A 268-nucleotide genomic window follows, 5' to 3' on the forward strand; every position below is an offset into this window, starting at 1 on the left:
GCTGGCGCGTGCGGTGAGAGGAAACGTGATACGCGGTTATCGATGTGGGAATGGCGGGAAGTGGGTAGGCGGCTGGCCAACGACAATGCCGAATGTTGGCAAAGGCAAAGAGGGCCGGCCGCCGTGGGTCACGGATGGATGGCAGTTGAAGTTTGGAAGCCGCCGTTGATGTGGTGCGGGGTCGAACGGACGTTGAGGGGCGCATCGAGCAGAGCGCGTTGGACGCAGGTCGCCGCCAGGAACGGTCATTCGACTTCGAGGAGAGGAT

1 protein-coding gene is annotated in these 268 nt (G+C 62.3%); it reads left to right on the forward strand.

The window, feature by feature from the left end; translation table 11 throughout:
- Nucleotides 1-25: 25 nt before the first annotated feature.
- The gene (locus SB717_RS36310; protein ID WP_410907864.1) at nucleotides 26-169 is read left to right on the forward strand and encodes a hypothetical protein; all 144 of its coding nucleotides are present in this window, start codon (nucleotides 26-28) and stop codon (nucleotides 167-169) included.
- Nucleotides 170-268: the final 99 nt, after the last annotated feature.

Source organism: Priestia sp. SIMBA_032 (assembly GCF_046535215.1).
Classification (GTDB): Bacteria; Bacillota; Bacilli; order Bacillales; family Bacillaceae_H; genus Priestia; species Priestia aryabhattai.